Here is a 15,531-nt window from a genome sequence, read left to right on the forward strand (position 1 = left end):
GATAAGTTTCCGCCCTGCGACCGGCAAAAATTGGTAGGCGTGTCTCTGGCTCGCCGACTCGAACACAAGCGGAACACGCGCCCGGACATGCGACGACCAGCAGCCGGGCCCAAACGGCGGGGCTGACCACGATGGATTTCAAGAGCGGGGACGATATTGCGATGGAGATGGACCTGGATGTGCGCGACTCCACCGACGATGCGACCACGGCCGAAGCCGGAAAGGCAGTGAGCATGGATAAGGGCGATACGGGCAGCGATGCGCTGGTCAGCGAAGCCGCGGGCGAAGCGCTCGCCGGCGCGATGAAGGCTGCCACGCAGAAGGAAGATTCCAAGAAGGTCCTCGATCGCCGCTTCGACGTGCAGATCGACGAGAGCCGCGACGAACTGCTGACCGAATTCGGCAAGGAAACGCTGACCGATCGCTACCTGCTTCCGGGCGAGAAATACCAGGACCTGTTCGCCCGCGTCGCCGACTATTTCGCCGACGATGCAGAGCATGCGCAGCGCCTCTACGATTACATCAGCCGCCTGTGGTTCATGCCGGCGACGCCGGTGCTGTCGAACGGCGGCACCACGCGTGGCTTGCCGATCTCCTGCTATCTCAATTCGGTGTCCGACAGCCTCGACGGTATCGTCAACACCTGGAACGAGAATGTGTGGCTCGCCTCCAAGGGCGGCGGCATCGGCACCTATTGGGGCAATGTCCGCGGGATCGGAGAACCGGTCGGCCTCAACGGCAAGACCAGCGGCATCATCCCCTTCGTGCGCGTGATGGACAGCCTGACGCTGGCGATCAGCCAGGGCTCGCTGCGCCGCGGTTCGGCTGCCTGCTATATCGACGTCTCGCACCCCGAAATCGAAGAGTTCCTCGAAATTCGTAAGCCCTCGGGCGACTTCAACCGCAAGGCGCTGAACCTGCACCACGGCGTGCTGGTCACCGACGCCTTCATGGAAGCGGTGCGCAACGGCGAGGAATTCGACCTCGTGTCCCCGCGCGACGGGTCGGTCCGCAAGACCGTGGATGCCCGCAGCCTGTTCCAGAAGCTGGTCGAAACCCGGCTGGCCACGGGCGAGCCCTATATCGTCTTCTCCGACACGGTGAACCGGATGATGCCCAAGCATCACCGCGAACTCGGCCTCAAGGTCTCGACCTCGAACCTGTGCGCCGAAATCACCCTGCCGACCGGTATCGACCACCTCGGCAACGACCGCACGGCGGTATGCTGCCTCTCCTCGCTCAACCTCGAGAAATGGGACGAGTGGAACGAGGACAAGACTTTCATCGAGGATGTCATGCGCTTCCTCGACAATGTGCTGCAGGACTATATCGACCGCGCGCCGGACGAGATGGCCCGCGCGAAATACTCCGCCATGCGCGAGCGCAGCGTCGGCATGGGCGTGATGGGCTTCCACTCTTTCCTCCAGGCCAAGGGCATCGGTTTCGAAAGCCCGATGGCGAAGGTCTGGAACCTCAAGATGTTCAAGCATATCAGCGGCAAGGCCGAAGAGGCTTCACTGGTGCTCGCACAGGAACGCGGCGCATGCCCGGACGCGGAAGAAATGGGCGCGATGGAGCGCTTCAGCTGCAAGATGGCGATCGCGCCGACCGCGTCGATCAGCATCATCTGCGGCGGCACCAGCGCCTGTATCGAGCCGATCCCGGCGAATATCTACACCCACAAGACGCTGTCCGGCAGCTTCGTGGTCAAGAACCCGTATCTCGAAAAGATCCTCGACAAGAAGTCGAAGAATTCGACTGCGGTGTGGAATTCGATCCTCGAGCGGGGCGGCAGCGTCCAGCATCTCGATTTCCTCAGCGCCGAGGAAAAGGCTGCGTTCAAGACCAGTTTCGAGATCGACCAGCGCTGGCTGCTCGAATTCGCCGCCGACCGCGCGCCCTATATCGACCAGGCGCAGTCGCTGAACCTGTTCATCCCCGCCGATGTCGACAAGTGGGACCTGATGATGCTGCACTTCCAGGCCTGGGAGAAGGGTATCAAGTCGCTCTACTACCTGCGCTCCAAGAGCGTGCAGCGCGCCGGTTTCGCCGGCGGCGTGGAAGCGGACAACACCGCCGACGCCGCAAAATACGAACTGGCCGCCGGCGGCGAGCAGACCGATTACGAGGAATGCCTCGCCTGCCAGTAGGCGTGTCCGGCCATCTGGCTGCAAGATCGATAAGAGGGCCCGGCGGTTTCGACCGTTGGGCCCTTCTCGCATGAACGGCCCGGCAGACCGGAAACCCTGCTATCCGACCAGCTCGTCCATCGCGGCATAGGCCACTTCGACCCGGTTCCGCCCGTTCTGCTTCGCTCGGTAGAGCGCCTCGTCTGCCCGTGCGATCAGCTGCGACATCGACTGGCCGCCCCGCCCCCGGGCCATGCCGATGCTGATATTTACCGCGCAAGGCTTTCGCTGACCGGTCTCTATGGTCAGGCTGGCGACGGCCTCGCGCATTTCTTCGGCGATGGCTTCCGCGTCTCGCCCGCCCTGTTCGTGGAGGATGGCGATGAACTCCTCGCCCCCGAACCGGGCGATATGTCCGCCGTGGTGTTCGATACAGCGCTCCAGTTCTCGCGCGACTTCGACCAGGCAGCTATCGCCGATCTGGTGACCGAACCGGTCGTTGAAGCGCTTGAAGTGATCGACATCCACCATCAGCAGGGCCGTCGCACCGCCTGCGCGGTCGATATACTCGTCCTCGAACACCCGCTCCAGGCTGCGGCGGTTGGACAGCCCGGTGAGCGGATCGCTTTCGGACAATTCGCGCAGCAGCGCGTTGCTCTGTTCCAGGTCCTCGCGGTCGAAACGCAATTGCAGGCTGAGCAGGAAGCTGCGCGATTCCATGTGCCAGTTGCGTATCGCCAGGAGCAACCCTCCGATCCCTGCTATGGCCCCCGCAGCGAAATGATGGATGAGCAGTTCGGGCGGGATCGGTTCGGGAAAGAAAGCCGCGAGGCTGCTTGCGAGGAAGAACACCAGAGCCACGCGCAACTTGTGCGCGATCGACATCGGCAGCACGAACAGCGCGGCCAGCATGGTGACCACGATCGCCATGCTGTAGCGCGCGATATCGGCGGGCGTGCCGTGGGCTGCGACCCACATGGCGACTGCGCCGAAGATCGACAGGGCAACGGTCGTGGCGATATTGGCGATGGCGACCCGGCCGCTCCGCGCGGCCCATAATCCGACGACCGTCACCGGACCGATCGTACCCACCCTGACGGCAAGCGCCGTCCATGCGAGATCGCGAACGATCAGCCAGTCGGTGACGAAAGCCACGATAGCGAGACCGAAGCCGAGCTTGAGCACGAAGGCGAGCTCGACCAGCATCTGCGCCTTGCGATCCGCAAACCATTGCTTGCGCAAGGACTGCGGCCACTCGCCCAGCAGCACCGGCTGCGCCAGCGCAGTGGTGACCATCGGACGCAAGGCCGGATCGAGGACGGATTTCTCACCCATTGCGCTCGACCATGCCAGCACCGAATTAATCTGGTCTTCGAAAAGCTGGTAATGAATTTCCTAACGTCGCGTTCAGCACAATAGAAAACCCCGCCAGCCCAAAGGACCGGCGGGGTTCTGGCAATCTACGACAGATCGCGGTAAGATTTTGGATCAGGCGTTCATGGTCGCCTTGTTGCCGAGAGCTTCGGGAATGCGTGCGCTTTCCTTCAGACAGATGCGGTTGTCGTCGATCTTCTCGACGTCGTCGAGCGAAAGGAAGTGGTGCATGCTGTCCGCGCTGTCGGATTTGGTCAGCTTGATCTTGTCATCCTGAACATCGTCGACGGTGCCGACATGCTGCCCTTCCGAATTGGCGACTTCCATATGTTCCTTGATACGTAGCTTCTCAAACATGGTATTCCTTTGTTTCGAATGGGTTATACCTGAATAACGGACATTCGTGGGCCCCGTTCCTCGGCTGGTCGGCGTTGTGGCACGGCTCATTGACCAAGGTATCGAGCAGGCAAGAAAGTAGCGCCCCGCCTCTTGTCGAGGCGGAGCGCCGGGGGTGCGGAACATGTCCCGCAAAAGGGGAAACCGGGCCATGCCCGCACTTCCCGAAATTGGTTACGCTTAGCTGCCGTTCAGCGGCCGGTTCGCATCGGCGCGGGCGCGCTCTGCTTCGTTATCCGAGGTCTCGCCCGGCTGTGCCGCGTCGTAGACGTCCGAGTTCAGCGAATTCTCGAGATCGCCTTCGGCCTCAGCCTGCTCGCTCGTGCCGTTTTCGTTACGCGCATTGCCATAGCCCATCTGGGCCGCGTTATCCCTTTCGTTGGATTGATCTTGCTGACGCGTTTCGCCTTCGCGCGGTCCCGTTCGCTTGATGCCGCCAGGCTCGTGCCCCGGCTTTAGCGTCACGTCGCGGCTGTCGTCTGGTTCGTATTCACCCATGGGGTATCTCCTTCACCAAACCAACGGGCGCGGCCCCCGCGGCGTTCCGCCACTCGTCGCAAGGCTGCGCGGTTCGTCGCATTCGCCACGGCACAGGACTTATCCCCGCACCCTCCCATCTTATCCCCGCCGAATCATCCCCTCTTGCCTTCGAATCCGGCCTGTGATTCCCTATATGAGTCGTTCACGCGGAACCCGGAGATCACAAGATGTCGTTGCTCGAAGCCAGAAAGACCTACAAGCCCTTCGAATATCCGTGGGCCTACGACTTCTGGAAACGCCAGCAGCAGATCCACTGGATGCCCGAGGAAGTGCCCCTGGGCGAGGATTGTCGCGACTGGGCGCAGAAGATCACCGAGCACGAGCGTAACCTGCTCACCCAGATCTTCCGCTTCTTCACCCAGGCCGATGTCGAGGTGCAGGATTGCTACCACGACAAATACGGCCGCGTGTTCAAGCCGACCGAAGTGAAGATGATGCTCACCGCCTTCTCCAACATGGAGACGGTGCATATCGCGGCCTACAGCCATTTGCTCGACACGATCGGCATGCCCGAAAGCGAATATTCCGCCTTCCTCGAATATGAGGAAATGAAGGACAAGCACGATTACCTGCAGGTCTTCGGCGTCGACACGGACGAGGATATCGCCCGCACGCTGGCGGCGTTCGGCGGCTTTACCGAAGGCATGCAGCTGTTCGCCAGCTTCGCCATGCTGATGAACTTCCCGCGCTTCAACAAGATGAAGGGCATGGGCCAGATCGTCAGCTGGTCGGTCCGCGACGAAAGCCTGCATTGCGAAGGCATCATCCGCCTGTTCCACGAATTCGTGCGCGAGCGCGATTGCTACACCAAGGCGGTGAAGGAAGACATCATCGACATCTGCCAGAAGTCGGTGCGGCTGGAGGATAACTTCATCGACCTCGCCTTCGAAATGGGCCCGGTCAGCGGGATGACGCCGAAGGAAATCAAGAAGTACATCCGCTACATCGCGGACTGGCGGCTGGGCCAGCTCGGCCTCCAGCCGATCTACATGGTGGACGACCACCCGCTGCCCTGGCTCGCCCCGCTGCTCAACGGCGTGGAGCACGCCAATTTCTTCGAACAGCGCGCGACCGAATATTCCAAGGGCGCGACCAAGGGCGACTGGAACACCGTGTGGTCCAGCTTCGACAAGCGCAACAAGGCCAAGGCCGCGAACGAGGAAGAGGCCGCCGGCGAAGACGGCCCGGGCCTGTTCGGCGACGAGGCTGCGGGGAGCGTGGCGGCGGAGTGATTTAGCTCCGATCCCGAGTGATTGGGTTGACTAACGGAGTCTGCTAATTCAGATCTCCTTTTGTTCCGCAGATGGAGAGATGAGTGCTCGACCCCGAAGGAAGCAAAAGCCCCGGAGCCGATCTGCTTCGCGTTGCCGATGGTCGGCAGTTCGCGACTATTTTGGCTGACCCGCCGTGGCAATTTCAAAATCGGACAGGGAAAGTAGCTCCCGAGCATAAACGTCTCAATCGATACGGGACGATGGAGTTATCAGATATATGCGGGCTGCCTGTCGAGCATATCGCGGATGACCCCGCACATCTTTACCTATGGGTGCCGAACGCGCTCCTTCCCGAAGGCTTGCAGGTCATGGAAGCATGGGGCTTCCGCTATGTTTCTAATATAATCTGGGAGAAGGTTAGGAAGGATGGCGGCCCCGATGGGCGAGGCGTTGGATTCTATTTTAGAAACGTCACCGAGATTCTGCTTTTCGGTGTTCGCGGAAAGAACGCCAGAACCTTGCAGCAGGGGCGCAGCCAAGTGAACATCATTCGCAGCAGAAAGCGAGAGCATTCGCGCAAGCCGGACGAACAGTATCCAATCATCGAAGGATGCAGTTGGGGACCACGTATCGAACTGTTCAGTCGGGGCAAACGGAAGGGCTGGACGGTTTGGGGCAACCAAGCCGACGACAGCTACAAGCCAGACTGGAAAACCTACAACTACAATAGCTCGGTAGAGTCATTACCGGCAGAATAGTCAGCTATCGTCTACATAAAGTGCGGGTGAAATCGCGAAGGTGAGGATGGGGCATCCACCTCCACCCCCTCCTTCCAAGCGAGGAATCAACTTGTTGTGATGGGTGGTTGATGCTCCGTAGCTCGACCCTTTCCCCAAGTCCTTAAAAATCGCCTGGAGGTTGCTAGCGCGCGTGATGATCACACCGACATCTATGACTCGTAAATCGAACAGCAGCCTAAAATTGTTAAGATCGCGATCGTAGAATGGGTCCTTATTGTTCCATTCAACCTCCACTCCGACACGTCCTTTGAAACAGTCGACGCTGTGGGTTGGGCTTTCATACTCTCGCCCGTCGACCTCGATTTTAGTGTCGAAGTTTTTCTCTTCCCAACCGAGATCGTAGAACCGACCATCGATCTTCTCTGCAATGGGAGACTTGCGTCCACCTGCAGTAAGGATATCGGATCGTGTCAGTTCAAACGCTCGCAAAACCTCCAGAATATCAAGCCATTCACCTTCGCAAGCAGTCGTCAAAACACCTGTGGCATTGCGCCACTCATGTACGACATACTTCGCTTGGATGTCGTCGGGTACGAGATGAATAGTAGACATTGCTCTTTGTTATCGCCCTCGCTTCAAAGAGCAACTCTCAACACCACCCCCCTCTCCATTCACCCCAATAGCCCCGCGCGCCGCCTTCGGTGTGCATGAAGTCCGCCAGCCGGTCCTCGCTGCCGTCGGGGCGGATGCGGGTGAGGGTGCGCAGGGCCCGGCCGTAGCGGTCGGTAGGATCGTCCAGCCGGGCGGTCATTTCGAAGGGGCCGCGACCCAGCCAGCCTTGCAGCGCGCGGGTCGAGGCTTCGGCCTGCGCCGCCTCCGCCGGGCACTCGGCATCCCGCTCCGCCGTGTCGATGCCGACCACGCGTACGCTGGTTTGCCCCATCTTGAACGTGTCGCCGTCGATCACGCAGTAATAGCCGCGGCCCGGCCCGCAGCGGGTGAAGCGCCCCTCGATCACCTGCGGCTCGCTCGACAGGAAACCGGGCGCGGAGACCACGCCGGGCAGGGCGAATATGTAGCACAGCGTCGCCAGCACGATCAGCAGGACGAACGGCCGCACCGCAGCCCACGCCTCCATCCACCCCGACCGCCGACGCCGCCCGAACCGCGCAGGCCGGACCTTGCGCGCCTTGCGCCGGTTGCCTTCTGGTTTGCCTAACAAAGATCAAATTCCCCCGCCCTGACAAGCTCTTGTCGCAACCTTGCCACCTTTTGGCGCTTGTCCGGAAACTGGACGCAAGGCCACCGCTTGAGTCACCGTTACCCGTCATGAAGGCGGGACATAAATGGAAGAGGAGCGATACGATGAACAATCGCAACGAAAGCAACCAGACCAACGCCAACAACCCGAACGCCGATCAGGCCGGTCGTCAAGGCCAGCAGGAGCAGCAGGACACCTCCCGCATGGAAGACGAGCGCCGCAATCCCGGCCATCAGGGCCGTGAAGCGCAACTCGGCGAAACCGGCGCGCCCGGTCAGGCCGAGCAGGAACGCGGCGCCGGACGCAACGCCGACCAGCAGGAACAGCAGGGCAATGCCCAGCGCCAGGCCGGCGAAGGATCGGAACAGCGCGACAGCCAGAACCGCTGACGCCTCCGGCACCTGAAGGCCGACAGGACTTTCCCGAGCGGCCGCTCCCTTCATGGGGGGCGGCCGTTTCAGTGCTGCACTATCCCGATATCTCTCCACTGGTTGTCGCACAGCCTCGCATGTCGCTGGCCGAACGAACGCGCGAGACGCACGATTTGCTAACTTCTCCAAAGTATTCGATGTGTTCTATGATCGAATACGCCGTCTATTACCTGATCGCGATCAACTTCATCGCCTTCGCCGCCTTCGGGTGGGACAAGGCGCAGGCGGAAAGCGGCGGCTGGCGTGTGCGCGAATCCACCCTTGTGTCCTTCGCATTCTTCGGCGGCCTGCCCGGTGCGCTGGCCGGGCGCGCGCTGTTCCGCCACAAGACGCGCGAGAAAGCTTTCACCGACAGCCTCTATGGTGCCGCCTTCGCAAGCTGCGCATTGCTAAGCATCGGCTATTATGTCTTCCGGACGATTCCTCCGACGAGCGCAGCCGCATTCAATTCGCCCGAAGAACAGGCCCGGATCGAAGCCCTCATGGCCAGCGCCTATTATCCCGGCTGCGACCAGGTCCGCGCGGCCGGCAAGGCACCGCTACGCTATGGCGAGCCGGGCTATCGCAGCGACATGGATGGCGATGGCGACGGGATCGCCTGCGAACCGCATTACTGAACGATCGCGGCCTACCACCCCCAGGCGGGCGGGGGCGAGGTGACCGGTGTGTTCGCGTCGATCTCCACGCGGAACAGGCGGGTCGGGTCGTTCGCGCGCGTCAGCTGGTAGGCGAAGCGCGCGTCGGGATTGCTCGTCGGGTCGACCTCCATCCGCCAGACATTGGTAAGCGAGGCATCCAGCCCCTCGCGCCGGAAAAGCGCGATGCTTTCCGCATCGACCGGGAAGTCCTGCCCGCGGGCGGTGCCGCTGCCTAGTTCGGTGGTGCCGCCATAGAAAGTCACGGCATCGGGCCCGCCATCTTCGTGGCGGTGGTCGTGTTTGAGCGTCAGGCGCGTGGTCGTGGTCTGCGCGGCATTGGCGATGGTCTCGCGCGTCACGATCCACGTGCGGCTGCGATTCCATCCACCTTCTATTTCGGGGTCCTCGACATGGAAGGCGATCGCGACGCGGTCTTCGCTGCACTCGACCCAATGCGCGATCATGCGCTTGCCCGCCCAGTCGGCATCGCGCGCATCCTCGCTGGCGAGGCCGCCTTCATAGGCGTTTCCGCAGTGGCTCGACAGCGCCTGCCAGAACCGGTCCTGCGGCGTTTCGCGCGGCGCGGTGGTGGCGCAGGCGGCGAGGAGGAGGGCGGCGAGGGGGGCGAGGTGTCTCATGGCACAGGTTGCTAGCAGAGCGCGCGTTGTGCGCACCATTTCTCCTACACGGCTTCACCGCACCAACTGCGCCGCTTGCCGCCCCATGGCCGGGCCAGCCCGTCGCGCACCAGCATGGCACCGAGGCTTTCTCCGTCGCGGATCAGGACGCGCAGCTTGCGGCCGAAGCGATCCTCATCGCGCCCGTCTGCTGCGGCTGTCAGCGAGAAGGCACCCCGATTGAGCAGCGCCCGCATCCGCTGCGTGGCGAGCGCGCCGAGCCGGGCCTCGCGCGGGCAGCGGGGGCGGGAGACCTCGGGCGTGTCGATATCGGCAATGCGGATCTTGGTCCCGCCGAGCCAGATCGTGTCGCCATCGACCACGCAGGTCACCCGCGGCGAGGAGGTGCAAAGCGGAAACTGTGCGTCGATCGTGTCGGCTTGGTCAGCCGCCAGCGTTGCCGGGGCGGGGAGGGCGAGGCAGGCAAGGGCGAGCGGCAGGACAGGGCGAAGCATCGCGCAGCTGTGCCGCGGATCGCTGCGCTGCCTCTATCCGGAAGATTACGTAGCCGTAGCCGCCGTGCCCATCCGGAACGTCGGCGCGGGTTCGCTCATTGGTAGGCAAACAGTGGAGACCAGAGAATGACCGATCCCGTTCCCGATACCAAGCCGCACACCCGCTGGATGTGGGTGGGCATCATCGTCTTTCTGGCCGTGGCGGCCGTGATCATGTTCCTCAATCCCGACGGCGACGAGACGGTCGAAACGATCCCCGATGCTGCGATAACGACGCAGGAGGAACGACTGAACCAGCCCATTCGCGAAGATGCGGATGTGTCGGGTGTGACGATGGAAGGCGAAGATCCGATGCTGGGTGACGAGGTGATCGTGGCCGAGGGCGACGAGCCTGCTACAGAAACCCCTGCCGCCGAGTAACGCGAGCCCACGCAAACGGGCTTCCCCCTGTAGCCGCGCCCCGCTAGGGCACGGCTGCATTCAGGAGGCTCCCCATCATGGCCGGTGACACCGCGGCAGGCCGCGACATCCACGCGAAAGCGGAAACGCTGATCGAGGCGTTGCCCTATTTCCAGCGCTATGCGGGGCGCAGCTTCGTGGTGAAATACGGCGGCAACGCCATGGGCGACGAGCGCGCCGCGCGCGAGTTCGCCGAGGATGTCGTGCTGCTAAAGGCCGTCGGAATAAACCCGGTGGTCGTCCACGGCGGCGGCCCGCAAATCGGCGCGATGCTGGAGAAGCTCGGAGTCGAGACGACCTTCGTCGACGGCCTGCGCGTAACCGATAAGCAGACGGCGGACGTCGCCGAGATGGTGTTGTCGGGCGCGATCAACAAGGCAATCGTCGGCTCCATCGCGCGCGCCGGCGGCAAGGCGATCGGCATAAGCGGCAAGGACGGCGGGCTCGTAACCGCGAAGAAGCTGGCGCGGACGGTCAAGGATCCCGACAGCAATATCGAGAAAGCGCTCGACCTCGGCTTCGTCGGCGAACCGGCGAAGGTCGATACCACGGTGCTGGAAACCGCGACGGCGGCGGGCATGATCCCGGTCGTCGCGCCGATCGGCGTCGGCGAAGACGGGCACACCTACAACATCAACGCCGATACGATGGCTGGCGCGCTGGCGGCGGCCCTTGGCGCGGCGCGCCTGCTGCTGCTGACCGACGTGACCGGCGTGCTCGACAAGCAGGGCAGTCTGCTGACCGACCTGACCCCTGCCGATATCGCTCGGCTGCGCGACGACGGCACGATCAGCGGCGGGATGATCCCCAAGCTCGAGACCTGCGTCAGCGCAGTGGAGGCGGGCTGCGAAGCTGCCGTCGTGCTCGACGGACGGGTGCCGCATGCCATGCTGCTCGAATTCTTCACCGCGCGCGGCGCTGGTACGCTGGTCAGCGCGGGATAGACGCCATTCAAGGCTTGGCGCAGGGTGCGTCAGGTGTGTAGGACACCGGCCATTGGCCGCCACAAGGGAAGAAGGGTTCGATGCAGGCTCTGCTCACCATTTACAACATCATCTCCATGCTCGCGAGCGCGCTGATCATGTTGGTCATCATCCAGTTCATCATCGGCCTGCTGTTCGCCTTCAACGTGGTCGGGCGTAATGAATTCCTGATGAGCTTTTACGACGCGATCAACCGGCTGCTCGATCCGCTCTTCCGGCCGATACGGCGGTTCATGCCCAACACCGGGACGATCGATTTCTCGCCGCTGGTGCTGATCCTGCTGGTCAATGTGGTGCTGATCGTGCTCGACGGCATCATCCGGGGCATGGCGTGAGCGAAGCGCAGGTCATCGACGGGAAGGCCTTCGCTGCCAAGCTGCGCGAGCGTGTGGGCGAGCAGGCGGCAAAGTTCGAGGCGGCGAGCGGGCGCAAGGCCGGCCTCGCCGTGGTGCTGGTGGGGGAGGATCCGGCCAGCCAGGTCTATGTCCGCTCCAAGCACAAGGCGACCGTGGCAGCCGGCATGGAAAGCTTCGAGCATCGCTTGCCAGCCGATACGAGCGAAGCGGATCTGCTGGCGCTGGTCGAACAGCTCAACGCCGATCCGGCGGTGGACGGCATCCTCGTGCAGCTCCCGCTGCCGGACCATCTCGACGAGCAGGCGGTGATCGCCGCGATCAGCCCGGATAAGGATGTCGACGGCTTCCACGTCACCAATGCGGGCCGGTTGGCGGTCGGCCAGAGCGGCTTCGTGCCCTGCACCCCGCTCGGCTGTATGATGCTGCTGACCGACAGGCTGGGCGATCTCTCTGGGCTGGAGGCGGTCGTGATCGGCCGCTCGAACATCGTCGGCAAGCCGATGGCGCAGCTGCTGCTCGACGCCAATGCCACGGTGACCATCGCGCATAGCCGCACGAAGGATTTGCCGGACGTGGTCAAGCGCGCGGACATCGTGGTCGCTGCCGTGGGCCGTGCGGAAATGGTCAAGGCCGAATGGCTCAAGAACGGTGCGACCGTGATCGATGTCGGGATCAACCGCCTTCCGCCTGCCGAAGGCGCGGAGAAGGGCCGGCTGGTCGGCGATGTCGACTATGCCGGCGCGCAGGGCATTGCAGGTGCGATCACTCCGGTGCCGGGCGGGGTCGGCCCGATGACGATTGCCGTCCTGCTCCGCAACACAGTGGTCGCGGCCTTTCGCAATGAGGGGCTCGACCTGCCCGAGGGCACGATATGAGACTGGCCGTGCTCGCCATCGTACTGGCGCTGGCGGGGTGTACCAGTCGCTCCTATTCGGACGACCAGTACCAGCGGCTTATGCGTTCGGCTCCGGGGGCTGCCCAGCCGAGCCGGATCGTCGCGCGCGAAAGCGAAATATTGCGGACCGTGCGAGACGAGGGGCAATTCTCAGCGTCGCTGGCATTCGCCGCATCGGGTGCGAAGGTGCTTTCGGCATCCGGCGAGCGCTTGGCATCCGAGTTTGTGCCCAGCCTCGACGCCAGCGAAAGGATCGCCGCCTGGTCGCCCGGTTTGGTCTGGATGAGTTGCGATGGTGACTTTGCGGTCAGCCAAGGCCGCTTCCAGACTTCGGCTGGCGATATCGGCAGCTATCTGACCTCATGGCAGCGAACGCGCGACGGGGACTACGAGTGGGTGCATAATGCAGCGGCGCTCCACGATCCGCAGCCGCCGCGTGAACCAAGCTCCGCCGTGTCCGACCCGAACGCAATCGTAGTCGAGGGGCTGGAATCCATCGACGGCAATGTGAGCGATTGCACCGCGCCGACGAGTACAGCGCCACCCGTGGCCGAGGATTTGGCGACGACGAATTCGCCGGACGGCACGCTCTCATGGCGGTGGGGCTATTCCGGCTCCGCCCGCATCTTCCGCCTATATGCCCTCACCGAAGGCCAATGGTCGCTGGTCGTGAACGAGAGTTGGCCCGCAGACTTGCGAGCCGCCGCCACCCAATGACCGCTCTCTTCCTCTCCGCCTTCATCACGCTGTTCGTGGTGATCGACCCGCCGGGCTGCGCGCCGATCTATGCCGGGCTGACCAAGGGCGCGACTGCCGCGCAGCGCCGCAACATGGCGATACGCGCCTGCGTGATTGCGGCGGTCATCCTGCTGGTCTTCGCCCTGTTCGGCGAACAATTGCTCGGCGCGCTGCATATCGAGCTCGACAGCTTCCGCATTGCAGGCGGGCTGATGCTGTTCTGGATCGCTTTCGAGATGGTGTTCGAGAAACGCACCCAGCGGCGCGAGGACCGCGCACAAAAAGTCGCGGCGACGCCCGAGGTCGAGGATGTCTCGGTCTTCCCGATGGCCATTCCGATGCTTGCAGGCCCCGGCGCAATCGCTGCCATCATGCTGCTGATGAACGAGGCGCAAGGGGTGGAGGGCACGCTGACCGTGCTCGGCGCGCTCGGCGCAGTGCTGGTCATAACGATGCTCGCCCTGATCGCCGCCGGACCGCTGATGCGCCTGTTCGGCGACAAGGTGGAAGCCGCCGTCACGCGAGTGCTCGGCGTGCTATTGGCCGCGCTCGCCGCGCAATATGTGATCGACGGATTGCGCGGCAGTTTCGGGCTTTAAATAAGGCCCCGAGCCAGCAGGCGAGGCAGGCACGACCGCGCGCCCGCAGCGGGTGCAGCTTGCTGCACGTTTAGCGAGGACCGACCGGCGGATGCCGGTTGGCAATTACTGCAGAGTAACGATTTCGTCGCCGTCGTCGCGCAGGGCGAAGAACTGCATCAGCTGGATCATCAGCTCGCAGCGCTGCGACAGGTTCGGGGCTTCGAGCAGCGCCTGCTTGCTGGCCGCATCGAAGGGTATGATCTGCGCGACGCCGTTGATCAGCGTCTCGTCGTCGAGCCGCTGTACCGAATCCCAGTCGACCGAATAGCCCTGCAAATCGGCGAACCGGCGGGCCTCGAACTCGAAGCTGCCACGCTCCACGCTGGAGAGGAATTCATTCTGCGGATCGTCGAGGATTTCCGCCTCGACCTGGCGGAAGGAGGTGGTGACCTCCAGCTCCTTGAGCACGCGAAAACGCGCTTCACCGTCGAGCACGATGTTGTAGCGCCCGTCCTCGAGCGCTTCGACATCGGCGATCCGTCCGACGCACCCGATGTCGTAGAGCGGCGCGCGATCGGCAGAGCGTTGCGGCTGTATCATCCCGATCAGCCGGTCCTTGGCCAGCGCGCTGCCGACCAGATCGCGATAGCGCGGCTCGAAGATATGCAGGGGAAGCTGCAGGCCCGGAAACAGGATCGCGCCGGGCAGGGGAAAGATGGAAAGCCGCTTCGTCATCGTCATCCGAACAGCAGCTTCGACAGCCGCCTGCGCGTAGCGACGACCCACGGGTCTTCCAGCCCGACCGCTTCGAAAATCTGCAGCAGCTTGGCTTTCGCCGCGCCCTCGTTCCATTCGCGATCGGCTTCGAACATCCCAAGCAGTTCGTTGGCCGCGGCGTCGCGATCACCGGCGGCGAAGGCGGCCTCGGCATAGTCGTAGCGCGCCTGCATGTCGCCGCCGTCGGCCTTGGCTTTCAGTTCTGCGAGTTCGCCATCGTCGACCTTGTTGCCTGCCAGCTCGAGCGCGCTTTTCGCCTGCTCGATCTGCGGGTCCGACGCGACAGCCGGATTGGTCTCGGCGGCCTGCAGCGCAGCCTGCGCGGTCTCCACCTGTCCGGCTTGAACGAGTGCGCGCACGAGCCCCGCATGCGCTGCCGCATTGTCGGGTGCCATCTGCACGACCTGCCCGAAAATGCCCGCTGCGCGCTCCGCATCGCCTTCGGCCAGCACCTGCTCGGCCATTTCGACGAATTGTGTGACATCCTGCTGCTGCGGCTGGCCGCCATCGGCATCGCCGCCCTGCACGGGGATCTGCGCGAGGATCTGGTCGAGTGTCTGCTTTAATTGCGATTCGGTGCGCGCATTGGTCAAATCGGCGACCGGCTGCCCCTGGAACATCGCATAGACGGTCGGGATCGACTGCACCTGGAACTGCGCGGCAATGAACTGCTCCTTGTCGACATCGATCTTGCGCAACTCGACGCCCTTGTCGGCATACTCGGCCGCCACCTTCTCGAGCAGCGGGGCGAGCGCCTTGCACGGGCCACACCATTCGGCGAAAAAATCCAGAATGATCAGCTTCGACATCGAAGGTTCGACGATGTCCTGCTTGAAGCGGTCGACCGCCTTCTGCTCGTCGATGCTCAGACCCATGCTTGCCACGTT

General features: G+C 63.1%; 20 protein-coding genes. 11 read left to right on the forward strand and 9 right to left on the reverse strand.

Features of this window, described 5'->3' with window-relative positions; genetic code table 11:
• Nucleotides 1–131 precede the first annotated feature (131 nt).
• Entirely contained in the window at nt 132–2,150 is a 2,019-nt protein-coding gene (locus P8R33_RS12255; protein ID WP_278329249.1) for a ribonucleoside-diphosphate reductase subunit alpha, read from the forward strand.
• Between the two features lie 99 nt (nt 2,151–2,249).
• Here P8R33_RS12255 and P8R33_RS12260 read toward each other — a convergent pair whose 3' ends face one another.
• The 3 genes from P8R33_RS12260 to P8R33_RS12270 form a co-directional block, all read right to left on the reverse strand.
• Entirely contained in the window at nt 2,250–3,464 is a 1,215-nt protein-coding gene (locus tag P8R33_RS12260; protein ID WP_278329250.1) for a GGDEF domain-containing protein, read from the reverse strand.
• 153 nt (nt 3,465–3,617) lie between these two features.
• Nucleotides 3,618–3,860 (reverse strand): DUF2171 domain-containing protein, encoded by a 243-nt coding sequence (locus tag P8R33_RS12265; RefSeq protein ID WP_278329251.1) that lies wholly within the window; start codon nt 3,858–3,860, stop codon nt 3,618–3,620.
• Between the two features lie 219 nt (nt 3,861–4,079).
• Nucleotides 4,080–4,397 carry a hypothetical protein gene (locus tag P8R33_RS12270; RefSeq protein ID WP_278329252.1) on the reverse strand — a complete coding sequence of 106 codons (318 nt, stop codon included), beginning with the start codon at nt 4,395–4,397 and terminating at the stop codon, nt 4,080–4,082.
• Nucleotides 4,398–4,606: 209 nt separating this feature from the next.
• Between P8R33_RS12270 and P8R33_RS12275 the strand changes: the two genes are divergently transcribed.
• Together P8R33_RS12275 and P8R33_RS12280 are read left to right on the forward strand one after the other, a co-directional pair.
• Nucleotides 4,607–5,671, forward strand: coding sequence for a ribonucleotide-diphosphate reductase subunit beta (locus tag P8R33_RS12275; protein WP_278329253.1), 1,065 nt, complete (start codon nt 4,607–4,609; stop codon nt 5,669–5,671).
• Between the two features lie 83 nt (nt 5,672–5,754).
• On the forward strand, nt 5,755–6,411 hold the full coding sequence (locus tag P8R33_RS12280; RefSeq protein WP_278329254.1) for an MT-A70 family methyltransferase: 657 nt from the start codon (nt 5,755–5,757) through the stop codon (nt 6,409–6,411).
• Here the strand turns inward: P8R33_RS12280 and P8R33_RS12285 are convergent, their stop codons facing one another.
• Entirely contained in the window at nt 6,412–7,005 is a 594-nt protein-coding gene (locus P8R33_RS12285) for a BglII/BstYI family type II restriction endonuclease (RefSeq protein ID WP_278329255.1), read from the reverse strand.
• A 37-nt stretch (nt 7,006–7,042) separates the two neighbouring features.
• The gene (locus P8R33_RS12290) at nt 7,043–7,615 is read right to left on the reverse strand and encodes a thermonuclease family protein (RefSeq protein ID WP_278329256.1); all 573 of its coding nucleotides are present in this window, start codon (nt 7,613–7,615) and stop codon (nt 7,043–7,045) included.
• 143 nt (nt 7,616–7,758) lie between these two features.
• Here P8R33_RS12290 and P8R33_RS12295 point away from each other — a divergent pair, with 143 nt between their 5' ends.
• Together P8R33_RS12295 and P8R33_RS12300 are read left to right on the forward strand one after the other, a co-directional pair.
• A complete protein-coding gene (locus tag P8R33_RS12295) occupies nt 7,759–8,043 on the forward strand; it encodes a hypothetical protein (RefSeq protein WP_278329257.1) in 285 nt (94 codons plus the stop codon).
• A gap of 188 nt (nt 8,044–8,231) precedes the next feature.
• On the forward strand, nt 8,232–8,702 hold the full coding sequence (locus P8R33_RS12300; protein WP_278329258.1) for a DUF1294 domain-containing protein: 471 nt from the start codon (nt 8,232–8,234) through the stop codon (nt 8,700–8,702).
• 11 nt (nt 8,703–8,713) lie between these two features.
• On the opposite strand, the gene P8R33_RS12305 is transcribed toward P8R33_RS12300, so the two are convergent.
• Both P8R33_RS12305 and P8R33_RS12310 read right to left on the reverse strand, forming a co-directional pair.
• A complete protein-coding gene (locus P8R33_RS12305) occupies nt 8,714–9,361 on the reverse strand; it encodes a hypothetical protein (RefSeq protein WP_278329259.1) in 648 nt (215 codons plus the stop codon).
• A gap of 44 nt (nt 9,362–9,405) precedes the next feature.
• A complete protein-coding gene (locus P8R33_RS12310) occupies nt 9,406–9,855 on the reverse strand; it encodes a thermonuclease family protein (RefSeq protein WP_278329260.1) in 450 nt (149 codons plus the stop codon).
• Between the two features lie 126 nt (nt 9,856–9,981).
• Here P8R33_RS12310 and P8R33_RS12315 point away from each other — a divergent pair, with 126 nt between their 5' ends.
• The 6 genes from P8R33_RS12315 (at nt 9,982) to P8R33_RS12340 (ending at nt 13,885) form a co-directional block, all read left to right on the forward strand.
• A complete protein-coding gene (locus tag P8R33_RS12315) occupies nt 9,982–10,275 on the forward strand; it encodes a hypothetical protein (protein WP_278329261.1) in 294 nt (97 codons plus the stop codon).
• A 77-nt stretch (nt 10,276–10,352) separates the two neighbouring features.
• Nucleotides 10,353–11,258, forward strand: a complete 906-nt coding sequence (gene argB / locus P8R33_RS12320) for an acetylglutamate kinase (RefSeq protein ID WP_278329262.1) — start codon at nt 10,353–10,355, stop codon at nt 11,256–11,258.
• Nucleotides 11,259–11,338: 80 nt separating this feature from the next.
• Nucleotides 11,339–11,632 carry a YggT family protein gene (locus P8R33_RS12325; protein ID WP_278329263.1) on the forward strand — a complete coding sequence of 98 codons (294 nt, stop codon included), beginning with the start codon at nt 11,339–11,341 and terminating at the stop codon, nt 11,630–11,632.
• On the forward strand, nt 11,629–12,528 hold the full coding sequence (folD, locus tag P8R33_RS12330) for a bifunctional methylenetetrahydrofolate dehydrogenase/methenyltetrahydrofolate cyclohydrolase FolD (protein WP_278329264.1): 900 nt from the start codon (nt 11,629–11,631) through the stop codon (nt 12,526–12,528). Before P8R33_RS12325 ends, folD begins: the two co-directional genes overlap by 4 nt.
• The gene (locus P8R33_RS12335; RefSeq protein ID WP_278329265.1) at nt 12,525–13,265 is read left to right on the forward strand and encodes a hypothetical protein; all 741 of its coding nucleotides are present in this window, start codon (nt 12,525–12,527) and stop codon (nt 13,263–13,265) included. Before folD ends, P8R33_RS12335 begins: the two co-directional genes overlap by 4 nt.
• On the forward strand, nt 13,262–13,885 hold the full coding sequence (locus tag P8R33_RS12340) for a MarC family protein (protein ID WP_278329266.1): 624 nt from the start codon (nt 13,262–13,264) through the stop codon (nt 13,883–13,885). The genes P8R33_RS12335 and P8R33_RS12340 overlap by 4 nt, the downstream gene beginning before the upstream one ends.
• 105 nt (nt 13,886–13,990) lie before the next feature.
• Here the strand turns inward: P8R33_RS12340 and P8R33_RS12345 are convergent, their stop codons facing one another.
• Together P8R33_RS12345 and P8R33_RS12350 are read right to left on the reverse strand one after the other, a co-directional pair.
• Nucleotides 13,991–14,608, reverse strand: a complete 618-nt coding sequence (locus P8R33_RS12345; protein ID WP_446532515.1) for an LON peptidase substrate-binding domain-containing protein — start codon at nt 14,606–14,608, stop codon at nt 13,991–13,993.
• A complete protein-coding gene (locus P8R33_RS12350; protein ID WP_278329324.1) occupies nt 14,605–15,519 on the reverse strand; it encodes a tetratricopeptide repeat protein in 915 nt (304 codons plus the stop codon). The genes P8R33_RS12345 and P8R33_RS12350 overlap by 4 nt, the downstream gene beginning before the upstream one ends.
• Nucleotides 15,520–15,531 lie beyond the last annotated feature (12 nt).

This window comes from Qipengyuania flavescens (genome assembly GCF_029688735.1).
Taxonomy (GTDB): domain Bacteria; phylum Pseudomonadota; class Alphaproteobacteria; order Sphingomonadales; family Sphingomonadaceae; genus Qipengyuania.

Excerpts from the sequence above, each read along its gene's own strand:
- P8R33_RS12255 (WP_278329249.1), top strand. The coding sequence starts at position 132 with ATGGATTTCAAGAGCGGGGACGATATTGCGATGGAGATGGACCTGGAT.
- P8R33_RS12260 (WP_278329250.1), bottom strand. The coding sequence starts at position 3,464 with ATGGGTGAGAAATCCGTCCTCGATCCGGCCTTGCGTCCGATGGTCACC.
- P8R33_RS12265 (WP_278329251.1), bottom strand. The coding sequence starts at position 3,860 with ATGTTTGAGAAGCTACGTATCAAGGAACATATGGAAGTCGCCAATTCG.
- P8R33_RS12270 (WP_278329252.1), bottom strand. The coding sequence starts at position 4,397 with ATGGGTGAATACGAACCAGACGACAGCCGCGACGTGACGCTAAAGCCG.
- P8R33_RS12275 (WP_278329253.1), top strand. The coding sequence starts at position 4,607 with ATGTCGTTGCTCGAAGCCAGAAAGACCTACAAGCCCTTCGAATATCCG.
- P8R33_RS12285 (WP_278329255.1), bottom strand. The coding sequence starts at position 7,005 with ATGTCTACTATTCATCTCGTACCCGACGACATCCAAGCGAAGTATGTC.
- P8R33_RS12295 (WP_278329257.1), top strand. The coding sequence starts at position 7,759 with ATGAACAATCGCAACGAAAGCAACCAGACCAACGCCAACAACCCGAAC.
- P8R33_RS12300 (WP_278329258.1), top strand. The coding sequence starts at position 8,232 with ATGATCGAATACGCCGTCTATTACCTGATCGCGATCAACTTCATCGCC.
- P8R33_RS12305 (WP_278329259.1), bottom strand. The coding sequence starts at position 9,361 with ATGAGACACCTCGCCCCCCTCGCCGCCCTCCTCCTCGCCGCCTGCGCC.
- P8R33_RS12310 (WP_278329260.1), bottom strand. The coding sequence starts at position 9,855 with ATGCTTCGCCCTGTCCTGCCGCTCGCCCTTGCCTGCCTCGCCCTCCCC.
- P8R33_RS12315 (WP_278329261.1), top strand. The coding sequence starts at position 9,982 with ATGACCGATCCCGTTCCCGATACCAAGCCGCACACCCGCTGGATGTGG.
- argB (WP_278329262.1), top strand. The coding sequence starts at position 10,353 with ATGGCCGGTGACACCGCGGCAGGCCGCGACATCCACGCGAAAGCGGAA.
- P8R33_RS12325 (WP_278329263.1), top strand. The coding sequence starts at position 11,339 with ATGCAGGCTCTGCTCACCATTTACAACATCATCTCCATGCTCGCGAGC.
- P8R33_RS12335 (WP_278329265.1), top strand. The coding sequence starts at position 12,525 with ATGAGACTGGCCGTGCTCGCCATCGTACTGGCGCTGGCGGGGTGTACC.
- P8R33_RS12340 (WP_278329266.1), top strand. The coding sequence starts at position 13,262 with ATGACCGCTCTCTTCCTCTCCGCCTTCATCACGCTGTTCGTGGTGATC.
- P8R33_RS12345 (WP_446532515.1), bottom strand. The coding sequence starts at position 14,608 with ATGACGATGACGAAGCGGCTTTCCATCTTTCCCCTGCCCGGCGCGATC.
- P8R33_RS12350 (WP_278329324.1), bottom strand. The coding sequence starts at position 15,519 with ATGGGTCTGAGCATCGACGAGCAGAAGGCGGTCGACCGCTTCAAGCAG.